Consider the following 17,359-nt stretch of genomic DNA (forward strand, 5'->3'; position numbering starts at 1 on the left):
CTGACATTAAAAAGCGCCGTTTTGATTCGATCAAAACGGCGCTTTTTTTTTGAGGTATTAGTCGTAAAAGTTCCATGTTACACCAAATTTCAGGAGTGCATCCTGCATTGGATAACGGTTGACGGTGTAGTATCCCTTTTGAAAAAGTCCCTGGTTAATAAAATCATATTTCACAAAAATATTTGCCCGTTTTAAGTTCGCCTTGAAGAAAACATCGACAATAGGCTTGGAGCTTAGTACTGTAGCATTATTGGTATCGATATAAAATTGTGATGTCGCCGGTGAATAATAATAGTTGGCATATTCCGAGTTGTACCTTACATCAAATCCAAAGTTGGCTTTGAGGACTTTAAAAAAGGTATTTTCGAAGTATAAACTATTGTAGGTATAAAATTCGGGAGTTCTTAGGACCTCATTGTCCGTTTTCTGATAAGCGATGTAATTTTCCAATCCAAACCGCCCGAAGCGCCATTTTTTTTGCAGATCAATTCTGATCAGGCTAATATCTGTACCTTCTTGTTTTGGCAAAATCGAGTTGTAGCCAGCAGAATTGTCTAATGCAAAATAGAGGTAATTACTGGTTAAGAAATATTTCGCCCCTGCATTAAGTCCGATCCTGTCATTTACATAATTGAAAGAAAGGTTGCTTACTTTAGTATTTTTAAAATCCTGGTAATTCCATTGATAATGATTGCCATGGTAATAGTTATAGATGGCAGCGGGTGATTGATTTTGGGTATAGGCGCCTAATTCAATCCGACCAATTGCTTTGCTCAATAAGATTTTTGATTTAGCCTCATACAGGTAATCTCCTGCATTTTCTCCCTGTAAAATCTGTTGCAAATTCAGATTGAAATCAACATTGCTACTGAATCTATAGCCGGCATTCCCCAGGATGGTTACATTTTGATAAACGAAGCTACTTTGTTCATAATTGTTTCCATCAGATTTAATTCCCATAAACTGATGCTTAAAATATTCGTGCCTGATCCCTGCATCAATTTTTAATTCGTTCTTAATTACTGCAGAATTTTTAGATCGGAGGAAGAAGCTATAAATGAATTCATTTTTTAAATGCTGAACATGGGTGGAATCGTTGGTGTAGGTATTGCTGTTTATTCCCGGGGGCAACACGTGACTGGTATCTGCATCGGTTTTGTAGAAATCGTAACTATCGTTATTGTATTCTAAAGTATAAGTTATTTTATTTGTTGGCAAAGCACTGCTCATTTGGCTGGATGTGCTATCAATTCTGCCTACATAATACGTTTGTTTTAGGAATAATGTATTTTTTCTATACAGGTTTCTTGCATCTGACAATCTAACCGGTTCTGCATCTCTGCTGATTTTGGTGTAGTCATCATTAAAGATGTTCGTTTTTTGTGTAGATCCGTTTTCATATCCTCTCATGGTATTGAAGATAGCTGATGCCCACATGTTATAGCGTTTATTAGGCGATTGATACCAGGAGAACACTGCTACATTTAGGTTGTCGCCCCTTTGCCGGGAATAAAATCCACGGGAATCAGCGCGATTGAAGTTTAACCCGACATTCCAATTCTTCTTTATATTCTGCGTATGGATGGCTCTAAATAGTTGCTCCTTTTGTCCTGCACTTATAAAATACAGACTTGTAAACGGCGTACGCGCCTGATAGTAGATGATATCTTCTGGAGTTAGTGCATAATAATCGAATGAATGAAATCCAACGTCGAAACCTATCCGTTTACTTGGCTCATACAAGAGTGGCCTTGCCGCAAGGCCCATATTTCCATTGTTTATGGTTGGATGGAGTGGCTGTAGTAGCGGACTATAATTTTGAATATTTACCGTTGAGGTGTCAAGGGGAAGTAATACTATGCTGTCTTTGCTAAGGGAGAGTTTAGTAAAACGAATGTATTTTGCTGTAAATACCACAGAGTCTTTTCCTCCGTCTAATTTTTTGCGGACAGAGTCTAGCTCTTTGTTCGTTCCTACATCAGTTTTTAAATCCTGGGCAAAAGTTTTCTGTATACCTGAAAGTAAGAGGATTATAAATAAGATTTGAAAACACTTACCCATTTTACAATTCGGCAATTAGGCGGGTTAAAATTTCAGTCATTTTAGGTTCTGCCCTTGCTGCTGCTTCTAAAATTTCTTCCAGGTTAAATGGTTGCAAATCTTCGGGAAAACCTTCATCGGTTAATACAGAAATTGCAAATACCGGAAGGCCTGCATGGTTGGCTACGATTACTTCAGGAACTGTACTCATGCCTACAGCATCTGCGCCTATCAAACGCAAATACTTATATTCTGCCTTTGTTTCTAAATTAGGACCAGATACCGCAACGTAAACGCCCTTGTGACATTTCACATCAACACTTTTAGCAATCTCCAGTGCTTTAGAAATGATATCACGTTTGTAAGGCTGACTCATGTCCGGAAAACGTGGGCCAAGTTCACTTTCAATTAAGCCTCTCAAGGGGTTATCGGGCTGAAGATTGATGTGATCTTCTATAATCATTAAATCGCCTTTTTTAAATTCGTGATTTAATGAGCCTGCAGCATTGGAAACAATCAGATTTTCAATTCCTAATCCCTTCATTACCCTAACCGGAAAGGTTATTTGCTGCATACTATAGCCTTCGTAATAATGGAGGCGACCCTGCATGGCCACAATCTTTTTTCCATTTAAGGTGCCAAAAATCAACTTACCGCTATGAAATTCCAGTGTTGAGATTGGAAAATTGGGAATATTTGAATACATCAACTGATGCTCTACTTCAATTTCTTTTACCAAGCCACCCAAGCCGGTGCCCAGGATGATACCTATTTCTGGTTTGAAGTTTTCGGTTTTACGTTTAATATATTCAACTGTTTCTTCTATTGCTCTTAACATAGTTTAAAATAAGTTCATCAAAGGTAATCTTATCTTCTTCAAATAATTCAACCTCGATGGGTAAAAAATATACGGGTAAATTTACCAGTAAATCTTTAAATCCCGCAGCTTTTAAACGCTTACTATCCTTTTCTGTTGTGATGATGATTTTTTCTTTTTTGATACCCGATTCAAATGCTTTTTTAAACCGCTTTATGTCTTCAGATTTAAATGCATAATGATCAGGAAATTCTTCATGATGAATGGTTTCGGAATACTTTTGAAGTTCTTCGATAAGTGGCGCAGGATTGGCAATTCCGGTTAACAGAAAAATTTCATAGTCCTTGATTGTATCGAGTGGGAGACTCTCCTCTTCGTTATATAGGTGCTGCAAATCGGCATATTTCAGGTAGGAATGTAATACCTTTTGTGTATTGTTGGGTTGCAATTCATTTATTGATGCCTGTTGGGCAACATGTAATAATGGAACCGGGGATTTGGTTACCAGTAATACATCGGCTCTTTTCCTTGAAGAGAAGACATCTCTTAAATTTCCTGCAGGAAGTAAAAACTGTAGCGTACCCAGTTTCCTGAATTCAAAAAGTAAAATATTTAACCCAGCCCGAACTGCGCGATGCTGAAATGCATCGTCCAGAATAACCAAATCATGGTTTTCTTTTAACCTTTCAATGCCTGCTACCCTGTCTTCGCAAACAGCGACGGTAACATTATCGAACTTCTGGTAGTATTGCAGAGGCTCATCGCCAATCGTCAGGGCGGTTGCATTGTGATCTGCAAGAACAAATCCCTTTGTCGTACGACCATATCCCCTGCTTAGAATTGCAATTTTATAACTGGCAAGAAGCCTGACCAGGTATTCTGTTGTTGGTGTTTTTCCTGATCCGCCAACAGCCAGGTTGCCGACACATATTACAGGTAAATCGAATTTAACTGAACGCATCAGGCCCCAATCGTAAAGCTTTTTACGAAGGGTAATGGCCAGGCCGTAAATTAACGAGAAAGGAAGTAATAAAAGGCGTAAATAATTAAGGAACATAATTCGTTGTTTTCAAAAGTACAGATTATTTAAAATAAAAGCATTGCCCAGTGGGATGCCCTATAAAGCAACCCTCATCCAATAGGAAATGTTTGTCTGATTATCTCAAGATTTTGAAGTGGAGTAGTTTTTTAATTAAGTGGGTTAATCAAAGGAAGTTTTTTGGTATAATTGCTGATTAACAAAACTCTATCTTATGTCTCCTAACAAGCGTTTAATAGTTGGCCAGGGCCAGATAAGCGGCTACATATCCATTTTTTTAGCTGTTTTAGCATTACTTGGGATTTTGTGTTTCCATTATCCGGAAAAGTTGACCACACCTGAATTCCGGGAGGTTTATACCAAAGAGAGTATGGAAGCGCTTATGCTTGGCGGAGTGATTGCTTCATTTTTCTTCGCTGCATTGAGTATTATTCTTAGCAAAAAACTAAAATGGGGATGGCCTGGTTTTGCACTGGCAGCACTTGCTGTTGTTTTAGGCGCATTGAGTGTAGAAGGCAGGGATGTTGCAAAATCTTCCTGGCATTTTGGTTTGGACTGGATGATTTTGGACTTACTGTTAATGGTAGCGATTTTTGTACCGCTTGAACTATTTTTCCCGAAAAATGATAGTCAGACTAAATTCCATGAAGAGTGGCGAACCGATTTAACCTATTTTGTAATCAGCCATTTATTTATTCAGTTTTTTGGAATTATTACCCAAAAGCCGGCCGTTTTATTTTTTGGCTGGATGGGACTCGATAAGCTTCATACATGGGTACAGGGGTTACCATTTATTGTTGCTTTGTTTTTAGCTTTTTTTACGACAGATTTATTTCAATATTGGGCGCACCGGTTTTTTCATACCCGCGTTTCGCTATGGCGCTTTCACTCCATCCATCATTCTACACAAAATATGGACTGGCTGGCGGGCAGCCGAACGCATTTTATCGACATCTTTTTTACGCGTGCAATGACCTTCATTCCATTGTATATTCTGGGTTTTTCTTCAACGGTATTTAACGTTTACATCATATTCATTGCGATCCATGCTGTATTAATCCATGCCAATACCCGAATCAATTTTGGTTTTCTGAAATATATTTTCACTACTCCACAGTACCATCATTGGCATCATTGCGAGGATCCTAAATATTATGGACATAATTTCGCATCGATCTTTCCTTTTATAGACATGATGTTCGGCACGTACTATCTGCCCGGCAAAGAGTGGCCTGCAGGAACCGGAGTACATGAGGCGGAATATCCAAAAGGCTTTGTTAAACAAACGATATATCCGTTTACGAAAAGCCCCTTTGATACGAATTTAAATATGGAAGAACGCAGTGACAGGTAACACAAACGTTTGCTTTATTTTCTTTACAGAATAATAGAATTGCATCTGTTAAAAAGCCCTATCTTTGTGCAACTCATAAAAAATACACTATGCTTAAAGGATTTTTTAACGTACCCACTCCGGTAAACGAACCTATATTAAACTACGGCCCTGGCAGTAAAGAACGTGCCCTTTTGAAAGAGGCACTTGCTGAAGCCCGTTCACACCAGCAAGACATTCCGATGTATATTGGTGGCAAACCTGTACATACAGCCAAAAAAGGTAAGGTTGTTCCTCCACATGATCATCAACACATTCTTGCCCAGTTTAGCATTGGGGATAAAACTCATATTACCCAGGCAATTGATGCGGCTTTAGCGGCAAAAGAAGATTGGGAAAACCTGGCATGGGAACACAGAGCGGCGATCTTTTTAAAAGCTGCTGATTTAATTGCCGGAAAATACCGTTATAAATTAAATGCAGCAACTATGCTGGGTCAAAGCAAAAATGCTTACCAGGCAGAGATTGATGCAGCTTGTGAGCTGATTGACTTTCTACGTTTCAACGTAAGTTATATGTCTGAAATTTACAAGCAACAGCCGCCAGTATCTCCTCGTGGCAGCTGGAACCGTGTTGAGCAACGCCCGTTAGAAGGTTTTGTTTTCGCTTTAACGCCGTTCAACTTTACAGCTATTGCAGCTAACTTACCGGCGTCTGCAGCTATGATGGGTAATGTTGTGGTTTGGAAGCCTGCTGATACGCAGGTTTACGCAGCCAATCTTTTAATGGAAATTTTCCGCGAGGCTGGTTTACCAGATGGTGTAGTCAACTTAGTTTACGCAGATGGCCCTGAAACAGGTGAAGTGATTTTCAATCACCCTGATTTTGCAGGCATTCACTTTACAGGGTCCACTAAAGTATTCCAGGAAATCTGGAAAACGATTGGAACAAATATCCATAAGTACAGATCTTACCCACGTATTGTTGGCGAAACAGGTGGTAAAGATTTTATCCTTGTTCACCCTTCGGCACAAACTGACATTGCAAGCACGGCAATTGTACGCGGCGCTTTCGAATATCAGGGACAGAAATGTTCTGCTGCCAGTCGTGTGTATATAGCAGAAAGTTTATGGCCTGAAATTAAATCGCAAATGCTGCGTGATATCGCTTCATTTAAAATGGGCGGTACTGAAGACTTCACCAATTTTATTAATGCGGTTATCGACGAGCGTTCATTCGATAAACTGGCGAAATACATTGACCAGGCTAAGCAGGACAAAGGTGTTGAAATAATTGCCGGTGGTAATTATGATAAGAGCAAAGGTTATTTTATTGAGCCAACTGTTTTAGTGGTTGAGGATCCGAAATACACTACAATGTGTGAAGAACTATTCGGACCTGTTTTAACGGTTTATGTTTATGCTGATAAAGACTTCGATTCTATTCTAGAAGTAATTGATACCACATCTCCATATGCTTTGACTGGTGCTTTCATTGCACAAGATCGTTATGCGATTGAAAAGGCCAGCCATGCTTTGCGTAACTCTGCAGGTAATTTTTACATCAATGATAAATGTACCGGTGCAGTGGTGGGACAGCAACCATTTGGTGGTGCCAGAGGTTCTGGTACAAATGACAAAGCAGGTTCGATGATTAATCTGCTACGTTGGGTTTCTCCACGTACGATTAAAGAGGTTTTCGAGTCTCCAACCGATTATCGTTATCCGTTTTTAGCAGAAGATTAATTACAAATATTCTGAACAGGATACCATAAATTATCTTATTATTTATATCTAAAACCCTTGAGCAATCGAGGGTTTTTCTTTTTCTAAAAGATTATCGCAATGACAACACATGCACATTGCGGTGGATTTTTATTTAGTATCGGATCATTCTCATCAAACTATCACAGGTTTCTGCTGTTCTAAATAGATCAAAGCAAGACATTATGAAAAACGAGAATGACAATTTGAAGGACAAAAACGCAGATAACAGTGCCGATAAAAGCAACATGCCTGATCAGCTTGTACCACGTCACCATAGTGATGAAAACAGTGATAAAAACAAAGTAAAATCTGATGCTGGTAACCTTGGAAGAAATTTTGGCAGAGGGGACTTTGGTTCGGAAGAAGCCCGTGAAGATGCGGAAAAAGGAAACAAAGGGCATGCAGGGAATATGCCAAACTCTGCAGCAGAATAAAGCCCCGGGAATAACCGGGGCCTGAAGATTATACTAATTAGCTTAATTGAATGCTGGTGCTGCATTATGGAGATAGTTACAGGCTACCATCATATTTATAATGATGTGGCTTGTTAGGTTGTAAACCTGTAACCTTATTTATTTATATCTTCTAAAATCTGATTGGTTAATTTGGGAACAGTGTAATGCTTCCGGATGTTTTCGAGGGTGACAATGATGCCCTTCGTATAAGCATTGTGTTTGTAATTAAAAATAGTTTCCAGTACATCAGGATCAATATATCGTGCATTTGAGCCATCTATAATGACGTTGGTTTCTCTTGGAATATTGGTTAGTACAACCTGAATTGCTGCTTTATTTAAAAATGACACTTCTTCCGCCAGTTTGATCCTCACATTTTTTTTATCGCCATCATTGGTAATTCTATAAAAGTAAGGGTTACGCATGTTGGTGCGCAACAGATAGAAAATCGAAACGAGCATACCCACAGCTACTCCTTTAAGCAAGTCGGAGAATAAAACTGCAACGATGGTCACCACAAATGGCACAAACTGATCCCAGCCCTTGTGGTACATATGCTTAAAGAGGCTCAACCTGGTAAGTTTATAACCTGTTACAAGGAGGATTGCCGCTAAACAGGATAACGGAATCATGTTAATGACTTGTGGAATGAACAACAGTGACAATAACAACCACCCTCCATGAAAAATAGCTGACATTTTAGTTCTTCCACCGGCATTTACATTTGCGGAACTTCTGACGATTACAGAGGTTAAGGGTAAACCGCCGACCATACCGCTGGCGATATTGCCAATACCTTGTGCCATCAATTCTCTGTTCGTTGGAGAAACCCTTTTGATGGGATCGATTTTATCGATAGCTTCAATGCTCAACAGCGTTTCCAAACTTGCCACAACGGCTATTGTTATCGCAACGATGTAAACATTTTTGTTGCCTAGTTGAGAAAAATCGGGTATGGTAAACAGACCTAAAAATTCACTGAACCCTCCTACTACGGGTATTTTCACCATTTGATCTGGCCGGAGCGGATGTCCTGTTTGCGCGAAAAATACGGTACCAGCCACACCAAGGATAACCACTAATAGCGGTGCAGGCACAATGGCGAGCTTCGTTAACTTAGGCCAGAAAAGCAGAATAGCTATTGACAGGAGACTAATTACTACAGCACCCAGACTAAAATGACCAATAGCGGCGGAAATAGCCGAAAACGTATTCTCATGATCTTGCTGAAAAAATCCTTCATCACCTGTAAAATCAGTATCAACCCCTAAAGCGTGCGGAAGCTGTTTGAGTATTAAAATGAGTCCGATGGCCGCAAGCATTCCTTCGATAACGCTAGAAGGAAAGTAATTGCCTATTGTACCAGCCTTAACCAGGCCCAGAATTAGCTGAAGAACCCCTGCTAAAACTACAGCCAGTAAGAAAGTAGGATAATTGCCGAGTGAAGTTATAGCTCCCAGTACAATTACGGTTAACCCAGCCGCCGGGCCGCTTACACTTAGTTGTGAACCACTAACAGAGGCTACAACTATCCCGCCGATAATACCAGTTACCAGACCAGCAAATAACGGAGCACCAGAAGCAAGTGCAATACCTAAACAAAGTGGCAAGGCCACCAAAAAAACCACAATACTTGATGGGAGATCCTTTTTAAGGTTCTTTTTGAGAAAATACTTTTTTATATCTATGCCTGATGACGAATGATCTGACTGTTTCATAACGATATTAATATCTGGTACGCTGAAAAATAAACAATTCCGTAGGTACTTGCCGTGGCGGATGTAAACACCAGCGCGCAGCAGCATACAGCTTTGCTGAAAGAATTTAGATTAAGAAGGGGATATTAAATAAGGTTTGGGGGAGGTGTTGGAACCGTTGGATGATACGGATCGGCATAGCGGCGGAAATGCTCTATGAAACTACTTTTTAAAATGAAATGACTGGAAGAAAACTCGTACGAGAAAATTGGGTGGTTTAGTTCTACCAGCTTAAAATCAGTAAACTTGGCTGTATCTTTAGCAGTATCTTTTCCACCGTCATGTTCAAGCTCAATCTGCATAATTACAGCCTTCATCATGTCTTTATCAATGCTCGAAAAAAATACCGGCGCTCCAGAAATCCCCATCTTTGCAACAAAGATGAGCATAAATGCTGTTACGATGAGGTATTTATACTTTCTGAAAAGCATGATGGTTCTCTAATCTTATTCTAATGTGTTGTACAAAAGTAAACGCTTAATTGGTTTTTCAATGTATATCTGAAAAAAAATTATCGGATTGACACATAATCTCAAAACACTAAGCGATTGAATTTCAAAGCCGCCAATGTTTTGATTTGCTACCCGGTGATACAGCGGTACTTTCTATCTTTACTTACAATCAAAAACAAAGGTTAATTATGTACTTGCATTCACAGGACTAATTTTTAAATTTAGATTCTGTTAATTGCGGTTTATGGATAAAAAGATAGCACTACTTCAGGATAAAATAAAACAGGCTCAGCTTGGCGGTGGCCAGCTACGGATTGACAGTCAGCATCAAAAAGGAAAGTTAACAGCGCGTGAGCGTATTCACTTTTTAATGGATGAAGGTAGTTTTGAAGAGATAGGTATGCTGGTAACCCACCGCAGCACAGACTTTGGAATGGAGCGTGAGCAATATCCTGGAGATGGCGTAGTTACCGGTTACGGCACCATAAACGGCCGGTTAACCTACATTTTTTCTCAGGACTTTACTGTGTTTGGGGGATCCTTGTCTGAAACTCACGCCGAAAAAATCTGTAAGATAATGGATATGGCCATGAAAAACGGGGCTCCCCTGATTGGCCTGAATGATAGTGGAGGTGCGCGAATACAGGAAGGGGTAGTTTCATTGGGCGGCTATGCTGATATTTTTTACAAGAACGTTCAGGCATCGGGCGTGATCCCGCAGCTATCGGCGATTATGGGGCCATGTGCCGGTGGTGCTGTGTATTCTCCTGCAATTACCGATTTTATTTTGATGGTTGAGCATACTTCGTATATGTTTGTTACTGGTCCAAACGTGGTAAAAACAGTAACCCATGAAGAAGTCACTTCAGAGGAACTAGGGGGGGCAACTACCCACGCTACCAAATCCGGTGTAACACATTTTGCCTGTGCCAATGAAATAGAGGCAATAAGCCATGTAAAAAAACTCTTGAGTTACATGCCTCAGAATTGTGAGGAAATACCAGCTTCACTTCCCTATGATTTGGCTGATGAAAGCAGGGTGCTGTTAGACCAACTCTTACCCGAAAATATATCTCAGCCGTACGACATGCGGGAGGTAATATCTGCTGTAAGCGATAGCGGTTCTTTTTTGGAAGTGCATAAAGATTTTGCCGAGAATATTGTTGTCGGCTTTGCGCGCCTTGCAGGCAGAAGCATAGGGATTGTAGCCAACCAGCCCGCCTATCTTGCTGGTGTTCTTGACAGTAATTCTTCAGTTAAAGCCGCGAGGTTTGTACGTTTTTGCGATTGTTTTAATATACCGCTATTGGTTTTTGAGGACGTTCCTGGTTTTCTCCCTGGTACCGATCAGGAATGGAATGGTATTATATCGAACGGAGCTAAATTATTATACGCATTTAGCGAAGCCACGGTACCACGTATCACTGTAATAACCCGAAAAGCTTATGGCGGGGCATATGATGTAATGAACAGCAAACATATCGGTGCGGATATGAATTATGCCTGGCCTAGTGCAGAAATTGCCGTAATGGGTGCTAAAGGAGCGGCAGAAATTATTTTCAAGAAAGAGATTTCAATGGCTGAGAACCCGGAAGAGAAATGGCTGGAGAAAGAAAAACTGTATTCAGAAATTTTTGCGAATCCTTACCGCGCCGCAGAACGTGGGTTTATTGATGAAGTAATAGAACCAGCGCAAACGCGTATTAAACTGATCAAAGCTTTTAAAATGCTGGAGAATAAAGTAGTAAATAACCCCAGAAAGAAACACGGAAATATACCTTTGTAAAAACTCTCAACCGTCATCATTCAACAAATACACAAAAAATGTATATGGAACTCGTGAGCGGTGACCAGTGAATTAAGACAATTATGCAGATTACTACAAAATTATCACGGATTGATATATTACTGATGGCCTTTTGCACGGGTTTGATAGTTGCAAACATTTATTACTGCCAGCCACTGGTAATCCTGATTGCAAAAGATTTCAACTTATCGGAAACCTACGCAGGGCGCATCACCTACATCACCCAGATTGGCTATGCGCTGGGTTTATTCCTGTTAGTACCGCTTGGCGATATGTTTGAGCGCAAGAAGCAAATACTATTTATAACCGGTTTGGCCATTTTAGCCTTACTTGTTGCCGCCGTTTCACATACTTTTTTTTTACTCGAGATTGCCTCACTGTTAATTGGCTGCTGCTCTATAGTGCCTCAGCTTATTTTACCGCTTGCCGCTAATTTAAGTACCGATGAAAATCGTGGAGCCAATATAGGCTCAATTATGAGTGGATTACTGGTTGGTATTTTGGCTTCCAGAGCGGTAAGCGGTAGTATAGGCTTTTGGCTGGGATGGAGAGCCGTTTACTACATTGCAGCGGGAATATGTTTGTTGCTGATTGGTTTAATGGCAAAACGTTTTCCTCAAAGCTATCCGTCTTTTAAGGGCGGGTATCGCCAGCTGATGACTTCTATGTTCAGCTACATTAAAACACAACCCGTATTGAGGGAGACATCAATCATTAACTTTTTGGCCTTTGCCATTATCAGTGCCTTCTGGACAACCATGGTGCTGTTTCTTGCTAATCCTCCTTTTAATTTCCAGACGCTGCAAATTGGTTTGTTTGGAATTGCCGGTGCAGCAGGTGCCCTGGCCGCCCCGCTTGTGGGCAAATTAAGCGATGGAAATAATCCGAGACAGAACCTGATGATTGGGTTTATTTTACAGATGGTGAGTGTTGCGCTTTTCTATTTTACTGGCAACCATTTGTACTTATTTGTAATTGGAATTGTTTTGATCGATATCGGGCAGCAGGCCATACACGTAACCAATCAAACACGGATTTACACCTTAATTCCGGAAGCCAGGAACCGTTTGAATACTATTTTCATGTCCGTTAGCTTTATCGGTGCCAGCTGTGGTTCGGCTTTAGGTTTGCTTTTGTGGGATAAAGGTGGCTGGAATTTCTTTTGCTATGGATTGACGGCCATTATCATTTTGAATATATTAATTTATAAATTTTATGGTAAAACCAGCTGATCTTGCACCCACCATCCAGATTGAACAAATATTCCCTTCCCTTACCTGGCGTATCCGCCATGAAGTAATGTACCCCGAACTACCTTTCGACAGTGTGAAACTTGATGATGATTTTGAAGGAATACATTTCGGACTTTACCTTGACCATAAGCTTACAGGCGTGGTTTCCTTATTCAATAAACGAGATGTATACCAATTCAGAAAACTGGCCATATCCAGTAATTTTCAGAAATCGGGACTGGGAAGCAGGCTAATGGAATATCTGCTGGATTTTTGTAAAATTCAGAAAGCATCTAAGTTATGGTGCAATGCCAGGGTAAATGCTAAAGAATTTTATTATAAATTTGGCTTTCATGAAACAGAAAAAACCTTCTTTAAAGACGGGTACGATTTTGTAGTAATGGAATTAACATTAAATAACGAAGAACCACAGAAGCACGAAGAAATATAAATTTTATGTTTTTTGTATCCTGCTGGTAAAACCAATATCACATGGCTAAGAAAAAAGACGACGAAAAGAAAAAACACGTTGCTGTGGTGACCAAAAAATCACTTCAGTTTTTAGAAGAATATATAAATAACCCTGCCCCTACCGGCTACGAATGGGAAGGTCAAAAATTGTGGTTGAATTACCTGAAGCCATATATTGACGAGCATTTTGTAGACAACTATGGTACTGCTGTTGGAGTTATTAACCCGAAGGCAGCTTATAAGGTAGTGATTGAAGCACATGCTGATGAAATATCATGGTATGTAAATTATATTACCAATGACGGACTGATTTATGTTATTCGCAACGGAGGTTCAGACCATCAGATTGCGCCTTCGAAGCGTGTAAATATTCATACTGAAAAAGGACTGGTAAAAGCTGTATTCGGCTGGCCTGCAATCCACACCCGCCATGGAGAAAAAGAGCAAGCCCCTGAGCTTAAAAATATTTTTCTTGACTGCGGCTGTACATCAAAAGAAGAAGTAGAACAACTGGGTATTCACGTTGGATGTGTTATTACCTATGAAGATGAATTCATGATTCTGAACGACCGTTATTATGTTGGCCGTGCCTTAGATAATCGCGTAGGTGGCTTCATGATTGCTGAGGTGGCCCGTTTGTTAAAAGAAAACAAGAAAAAACTTCCTTTCGGTTTATACATTGTTAACTCGGTACAGGAAGAAATTGGTTTACGTGGTGCAGAAATGATAGCTCAGCGTATTAAACCAAATGTTGCCATTATTACGGATGTAACCCATGATACAACTACACCGATGATTAACAAAAATACCCAGGGCGATTTATCGGCAGGGAAAGGTCCAGTAGTATCGTATGCTCCGGCTGTTCAAACCAACCTGAATAAACTGTTAATTAAAACGGCAGAGAAAAACGAAATTCCGTTTCAGCGCCAGGCTTCGTCGCGTTCAACCGGAACCGATACTGATGCCTTTGCCTACTCGAATGGAGGTGTTCCATCGGCATTAATTTCCCTACCCCTGCGTTACATGCACACTACTGTAGAGATGGTACATAAGGAAGATGTGGATAATGTAATCAGCTTAATTTACGAAAGCTTGCTGAACATTAAAGACGGGCAGGATTTTAGAGAATTTAAATAATGGAGGTTGAAAAGATAAACTATGGTAAAATTGCTATTAACACCTTTATAAGGGTTTTATTAATGATTGTTATCATTTTTACATTGAATTCCTGGCCAAGCATAAAAGCAAGTTTAAGTGGACATATACCGTCATTCAGTTATTGGCTTGACCATAGTTTTAAGCCTAGTAACATTATTTTGATAGTTGGCTTTGGCGCGTATTTCTTTTACAAAGATCTGAGTGATCAAAAAGAAGCATTAAAAAAACAGCAGGAGCTTAACGAAAACCAATAGATTAAAGGCTTGAATTACCGATTCAAGCCTTTTGCTTTAAGGAGATATTTAACATATTTCTGATAAACAATCTGCCGATTAGTTTGCTATCAATATATTATGAAAAAAATCGTACTCGTTCGTCATGGGGAAAGTGTTTACAATCTGGAAAACCGTTTTACAGGTTGGACTGATGTAGATTTATCAACCAATGGGCATGAAGAAGCAAAGAAGGCTGGAGAGATTTTAAAGAAGCATGATTATAATTTTGATATTGCTTTTACCTCTGTACTGAAGCGGGCTATTAAAACTTTACATATTATTTTAGAAGATTTAGATCACTTATGGATCCCGGAATATAAAAGCTGGCATTTAAACGAACGTTTTTATGGTGCTTTACAGGGTTTAAATAAACAAGATACCGCCGGGAAATATGGATTTGATCAGGTACAGAAATGGCGAAGAGATCCTGATGAGGAACCTCCCGCGGTAGATGCAAGTGATGATCGCTACCCCGCGCATGATTGCCGGTACCAATATTTAAGTGCCGAAGAAATTCCAAAAACTGAAAATCTTGGTGATACAATTGCACGTGTACTGCCTTACTGGAACGAATCAATCGTTCCAGCCATCAGCAAAAATGAAAAGGTAATTATTGTTGCACACGGCAATAGCCTAAGGGCCTTAATAAAATATATTGATCGCTTGAGCAATGATGAAGTAACCGCATTAGAAATACCGACCGCGAAACCACTCGTTTATGAACTTGATGAAAATTTACAGAAAATCAGGCATTATTATCTGGAATGACCGACGAGGTAACGTTACTTCATACGATGTGAACATGATAAATGTAGAGATTTAAATTTCAACCTCTATCCAAACCGGCCCGTGATCACTTGTTTTTTCCCATCCCCTTACTTCCCGATCGACGCCAGCCGCTTTCAACCTATCATTCATTTGCGGGCTTAATAAAAAATGGTCTATTCTTAATCCGGCATTTCTGCCATAGGCATTGCGGAAATAATCCCAGAAAGTATAAATGGTGTCATCAGGATATAATTTTCGAATGGCATCGGTCCATCCCTGAGCGAGCAATTTTTCAAAAGCCTGCCGGGTTTCTGGTCGGAAAAGCGCATCCTCGACCCACCTTTCAGGCTTATATGCGTCTCTTTCCGTTGGGATAACATTATAATCACCTGCGAGAACCACAGGGACATTGTAGCTTAATAACCTGGCTGCATGTTCAGTGAACCGTTCAAACCACGATAACTTATAATCAAATTTTGGGCCTGGTGCAGGATTTCCGTTCGGAAGGTAGAGGCATCCAATAACAATACCGTTAATTTCTGCCTCTATATACCTGCTATGTAAGTCGTCGGGGTCGCCATCCAACCCTCTTCTTAATTCTTTAATTTCTAACCCCTTAGCCAGAATAGCTACTCCATTCCAACTTTTCTGCCCGTGCCAGATGGCATTATAGCCCGCATCATTAATTGCTTCAAGCGGAAATTTTTCATCGGGTGCCTTTAACTCCTGTAAACACACTACGTCAGGTTGGGTTTCTTCCAGCCATTTTAATAAAACAGGTAAGCGACCGTTAATTCCGTTGACGTTATATGTTGCAATTTTCATAAGGTAAATTTGAAGAAATTAAATCAGTAATAAAACAAAAATTAAGTTTCGTTGGCTATTAACCTATGTAAATATTTATGGCAATTTTTAGTCAGTTTTAAAAATTTGCCCTTATCTTGCAACTGATTAAGATCAATTCATATCAATGTTCAACGCAGTTTTTAACGTCCCGTCTGCCGAACCGATGGATATCCGTTGGTTTTATAATAAATATGCCGCCATGTTGTTAGGCTATATCAATGGAATTGTACAGGATCATCAAAAGGCAGAAGATCAGATGGCATTCATACTCACATCTTTTGCGAAGGAATTTAATGTTCAGGAAAGCAATAATCTTAATATTTGGTTTCAATTGAGGCAGTATGCACAGCGTAAGCTTGCAGCACAAACAATACCCATGTGTATTGAGCCCCGACAAACCAAAAACCTTGAGGTACTAAGCGAGTTGGAAAAGGAAATTTTTTGTGCTGTTTACTACAGTGGCAAATCTATTGCTTACCTGGCTGTTACGCTTAAAAAAAACGAAGATGAAATTCGGAATCAGCTAAGGTTATCAGTAGATAAAATGAGGAGGGTACGTGGAAATTAAAGAAATAATAAACAGCGGTTTGCTGGAAACCTACGTAATGGGTGTTGCCACTGCGGAAGAAACAGCGCAAGTATTGCTTCTTAAAAAGCAAAGCCCGGAATTTGGAGATGCCCTTGACCAGCTGGAATATGATATGGAGTTATTAGCTCAAGGGATGGCTATTGAACCCCCAAGTGGACTTTTCAAGAAAATTGAAGACGAAGTAAATGAAATACAACTTCGGGAACGGGGTTTAACAAATCGTCCTTACTACGAGGATTTCGAAAAAGACAGTCAGGATAAAAATACCCGCGAGCGGTACATCGAAGTCGAGTCTGAATCGAACCAAATGCGAATACACAAAGCCTGGCGATGGGTTTTTGCGGCAGTATTTATTTTGGGAAAAATATTTTTGGCTACAGCAATTTATTTTTATCTGGAAAGTAAACAAGCCAAAGAGCAACTCGAAATGCTTAAAACCGAAATGAGACAAATCAAAGCGGAAAACCGTTAAGGTTTATAAAAAAAGGGATAGGTTCCCCAACCTATCCCATATCTAAACCCAAACATGTGCTCAAACATGAAAGAGTGCACAA

17 protein-coding genes are annotated in these 17,359 nt (G+C 39.9%); 11 read left to right on the forward strand and 6 right to left on the reverse strand.

The window, feature by feature from the left end; translation table 11 throughout:
- Positions 1-57: 57 nt before the first annotated feature.
- The 3 genes from AB669_RS07805 to lpxK are packed head-to-tail and all read right to left on the reverse strand — an operon-like array spanning position 58 to position 3,914.
- Complete coding sequence (locus AB669_RS07805) at positions 58-2,061, reverse strand: putative porin (protein WP_047798732.1); 2,004 nt, start codon at positions 2,059-2,061, stop codon at positions 58-60.
- 1 nt (position 2,062) lies between these two features.
- Positions 2,063-2,878 carry a purine-nucleoside phosphorylase gene (locus AB669_RS07810; RefSeq protein WP_047798733.1) on the reverse strand — a complete coding sequence of 272 codons (816 nt, stop codon included), beginning with the start codon at positions 2,876-2,878 and terminating at the stop codon, positions 2,063-2,065.
- Positions 2,850-3,914, reverse strand: a complete 1,065-nt coding sequence (lpxK, locus tag AB669_RS07815) for a tetraacyldisaccharide 4'-kinase (protein ID WP_047798734.1) — start codon at positions 3,912-3,914, stop codon at positions 2,850-2,852. Before lpxK ends, AB669_RS07810 begins: the two co-directional genes overlap by 29 nt.
- Positions 3,915-4,110: 196 nt before the next feature.
- Between lpxK and AB669_RS07820 the strand changes: the two genes are divergently transcribed.
- The 3 genes from AB669_RS07820 (at position 4,111) to AB669_RS07830 (ending at position 7,429) form a co-directional block, all read left to right on the forward strand.
- The gene (locus AB669_RS07820; RefSeq protein WP_047798735.1) at positions 4,111-5,250 is read left to right on the forward strand and encodes a sterol desaturase family protein; all 1,140 of its coding nucleotides are present in this window, start codon (positions 4,111-4,113) and stop codon (positions 5,248-5,250) included.
- A gap of 89 nt (positions 5,251-5,339) precedes the next feature.
- Entirely contained in the window at positions 5,340-6,974 is a 1,635-nt protein-coding gene (gene pruA, locus AB669_RS07825) for an L-glutamate gamma-semialdehyde dehydrogenase (protein ID WP_047798736.1), read from the forward strand.
- 203 nt (positions 6,975-7,177) lie between these two features.
- On the forward strand, positions 7,178-7,429 hold the full coding sequence (locus tag AB669_RS07830; RefSeq protein WP_047798737.1) for a hypothetical protein: 252 nt from the start codon (positions 7,178-7,180) through the stop codon (positions 7,427-7,429).
- A gap of 134 nt (positions 7,430-7,563) precedes the next feature.
- On the opposite strand, the gene AB669_RS07835 is transcribed toward AB669_RS07830, so the two are convergent.
- Together AB669_RS07835 and AB669_RS07840 are read right to left on the reverse strand one after the other, a co-directional pair.
- Positions 7,564-9,168 carry a SulP family inorganic anion transporter gene (locus AB669_RS07835; protein WP_047798738.1) on the reverse strand — a complete coding sequence of 535 codons (1,605 nt, stop codon included), beginning with the start codon at positions 9,166-9,168 and terminating at the stop codon, positions 7,564-7,566.
- Positions 9,169-9,293: 125 nt separating this feature from the next.
- On the reverse strand, positions 9,294-9,638 hold the full coding sequence (locus AB669_RS07840) for a hypothetical protein (RefSeq protein WP_047798739.1): 345 nt from the start codon (positions 9,636-9,638) through the stop codon (positions 9,294-9,296).
- A gap of 265 nt (positions 9,639-9,903) precedes the next feature.
- Here AB669_RS07840 and AB669_RS07845 point away from each other — a divergent pair, with 265 nt between their 5' ends.
- From AB669_RS07845 to gpmA, 6 genes are all read left to right on the forward strand, one after another.
- Positions 9,904-11,445 carry an acyl-CoA carboxylase subunit beta gene (locus AB669_RS07845; protein ID WP_047798740.1) on the forward strand — a complete coding sequence of 514 codons (1,542 nt, stop codon included), beginning with the start codon at positions 9,904-9,906 and terminating at the stop codon, positions 11,443-11,445.
- Positions 11,446-11,528: 83 nt separating this feature from the next.
- On the forward strand, positions 11,529-12,698 hold the full coding sequence (locus tag AB669_RS07850) for an MFS transporter (RefSeq protein WP_047798741.1): 1,170 nt from the start codon (positions 11,529-11,531) through the stop codon (positions 12,696-12,698).
- Positions 12,682-13,149, forward strand: coding sequence for a GNAT family N-acetyltransferase (locus tag AB669_RS07855; protein WP_047798742.1), 468 nt, complete (start codon positions 12,682-12,684; stop codon positions 13,147-13,149). Before AB669_RS07850 ends, AB669_RS07855 begins: the two co-directional genes overlap by 17 nt.
- Before the next feature lie 41 nt (positions 13,150-13,190).
- Positions 13,191-14,306 carry a M42 family metallopeptidase gene (locus AB669_RS07860; RefSeq protein ID WP_047798743.1) on the forward strand — a complete coding sequence of 372 codons (1,116 nt, stop codon included), beginning with the start codon at positions 13,191-13,193 and terminating at the stop codon, positions 14,304-14,306.
- A complete protein-coding gene (locus tag AB669_RS07865) occupies positions 14,306-14,581 on the forward strand; it encodes a hypothetical protein (RefSeq protein ID WP_047798744.1) in 276 nt (91 codons plus the stop codon). Before AB669_RS07860 ends, AB669_RS07865 begins: the two co-directional genes overlap by 1 nt.
- 99 nt (positions 14,582-14,680) lie before the next feature.
- Positions 14,681-15,370, forward strand: a complete 690-nt coding sequence (gene gpmA, locus AB669_RS07870; RefSeq protein ID WP_047798745.1) for a 2,3-diphosphoglycerate-dependent phosphoglycerate mutase — start codon at positions 14,681-14,683, stop codon at positions 15,368-15,370.
- A 51-nt stretch (positions 15,371-15,421) separates the two neighbouring features.
- On the opposite strand, the gene xth is transcribed toward gpmA, so the two are convergent.
- Entirely contained in the window at positions 15,422-16,195 is a 774-nt protein-coding gene (gene xth, locus AB669_RS07875; protein ID WP_047798746.1) for an exodeoxyribonuclease III, read from the reverse strand.
- Positions 16,196-16,340: 145 nt separating this feature from the next.
- On the opposite strand from xth, the gene AB669_RS07880 reads away from it, so the two are divergent.
- Positions 16,341-16,784: a hypothetical protein gene (locus tag AB669_RS07880; protein WP_047798747.1), complete on the forward strand. Its 444-nt coding sequence runs from the start codon at positions 16,341-16,343 to the stop codon at positions 16,782-16,784.
- Positions 16,774-17,277, forward strand: a complete 504-nt coding sequence (locus AB669_RS21495; protein ID WP_053058330.1) for a hypothetical protein — start codon at positions 16,774-16,776, stop codon at positions 17,275-17,277. Before AB669_RS07880 ends, AB669_RS21495 begins: the two co-directional genes overlap by 11 nt.
- Positions 17,278-17,359: the final 82 nt, after the last annotated feature.

Source organism: Pedobacter sp. BMA, from assembly GCF_001027745.1.
Lineage (GTDB): Bacteria > Bacteroidota > Bacteroidia > Sphingobacteriales > Sphingobacteriaceae > Pedobacter.

Excerpts from the sequence above, each read along its gene's own strand:
- AB669_RS07805 (WP_047798732.1), bottom strand. The coding sequence starts at position 2,061 with ATGGGTAAGTGTTTTCAAATCTTATTTATAATCCTCTTACTTTCAGGT.
- AB669_RS07810 (WP_047798733.1), bottom strand. The coding sequence starts at position 2,878 with ATGTTAAGAGCAATAGAAGAAACAGTTGAATATATTAAACGTAAAACC.
- lpxK (WP_047798734.1), bottom strand. The coding sequence starts at position 3,914 with ATGTTCCTTAATTATTTACGCCTTTTATTACTTCCTTTCTCGTTAATT.
- AB669_RS07820 (WP_047798735.1), top strand. The coding sequence starts at position 4,111 with ATGTCTCCTAACAAGCGTTTAATAGTTGGCCAGGGCCAGATAAGCGGC.
- pruA (WP_047798736.1), top strand. The coding sequence starts at position 5,340 with ATGCTTAAAGGATTTTTTAACGTACCCACTCCGGTAAACGAACCTATA.
- AB669_RS07830 (WP_047798737.1), top strand. The coding sequence starts at position 7,178 with ATGAAAAACGAGAATGACAATTTGAAGGACAAAAACGCAGATAACAGT.
- AB669_RS07835 (WP_047798738.1), bottom strand. The coding sequence starts at position 9,168 with ATGAAACAGTCAGATCATTCGTCATCAGGCATAGATATAAAAAAGTAT.
- AB669_RS07840 (WP_047798739.1), bottom strand. The coding sequence starts at position 9,638 with ATGCTTTTCAGAAAGTATAAATACCTCATCGTAACAGCATTTATGCTC.
- AB669_RS07845 (WP_047798740.1), top strand. The coding sequence starts at position 9,904 with ATGGATAAAAAGATAGCACTACTTCAGGATAAAATAAAACAGGCTCAG.
- AB669_RS07850 (WP_047798741.1), top strand. The coding sequence starts at position 11,529 with ATGCAGATTACTACAAAATTATCACGGATTGATATATTACTGATGGCC.
- AB669_RS07855 (WP_047798742.1), top strand. The coding sequence starts at position 12,682 with ATGGTAAAACCAGCTGATCTTGCACCCACCATCCAGATTGAACAAATA.
- AB669_RS07860 (WP_047798743.1), top strand. The coding sequence starts at position 13,191 with ATGGCTAAGAAAAAAGACGACGAAAAGAAAAAACACGTTGCTGTGGTG.
- AB669_RS07865 (WP_047798744.1), top strand. The coding sequence starts at position 14,306 with ATGGAGGTTGAAAAGATAAACTATGGTAAAATTGCTATTAACACCTTT.
- gpmA (WP_047798745.1), top strand. The coding sequence starts at position 14,681 with ATGAAAAAAATCGTACTCGTTCGTCATGGGGAAAGTGTTTACAATCTG.
- xth (WP_047798746.1), bottom strand. The coding sequence starts at position 16,195 with ATGAAAATTGCAACATATAACGTCAACGGAATTAACGGTCGCTTACCT.
- AB669_RS07880 (WP_047798747.1), top strand. The coding sequence starts at position 16,341 with ATGTTCAACGCAGTTTTTAACGTCCCGTCTGCCGAACCGATGGATATC.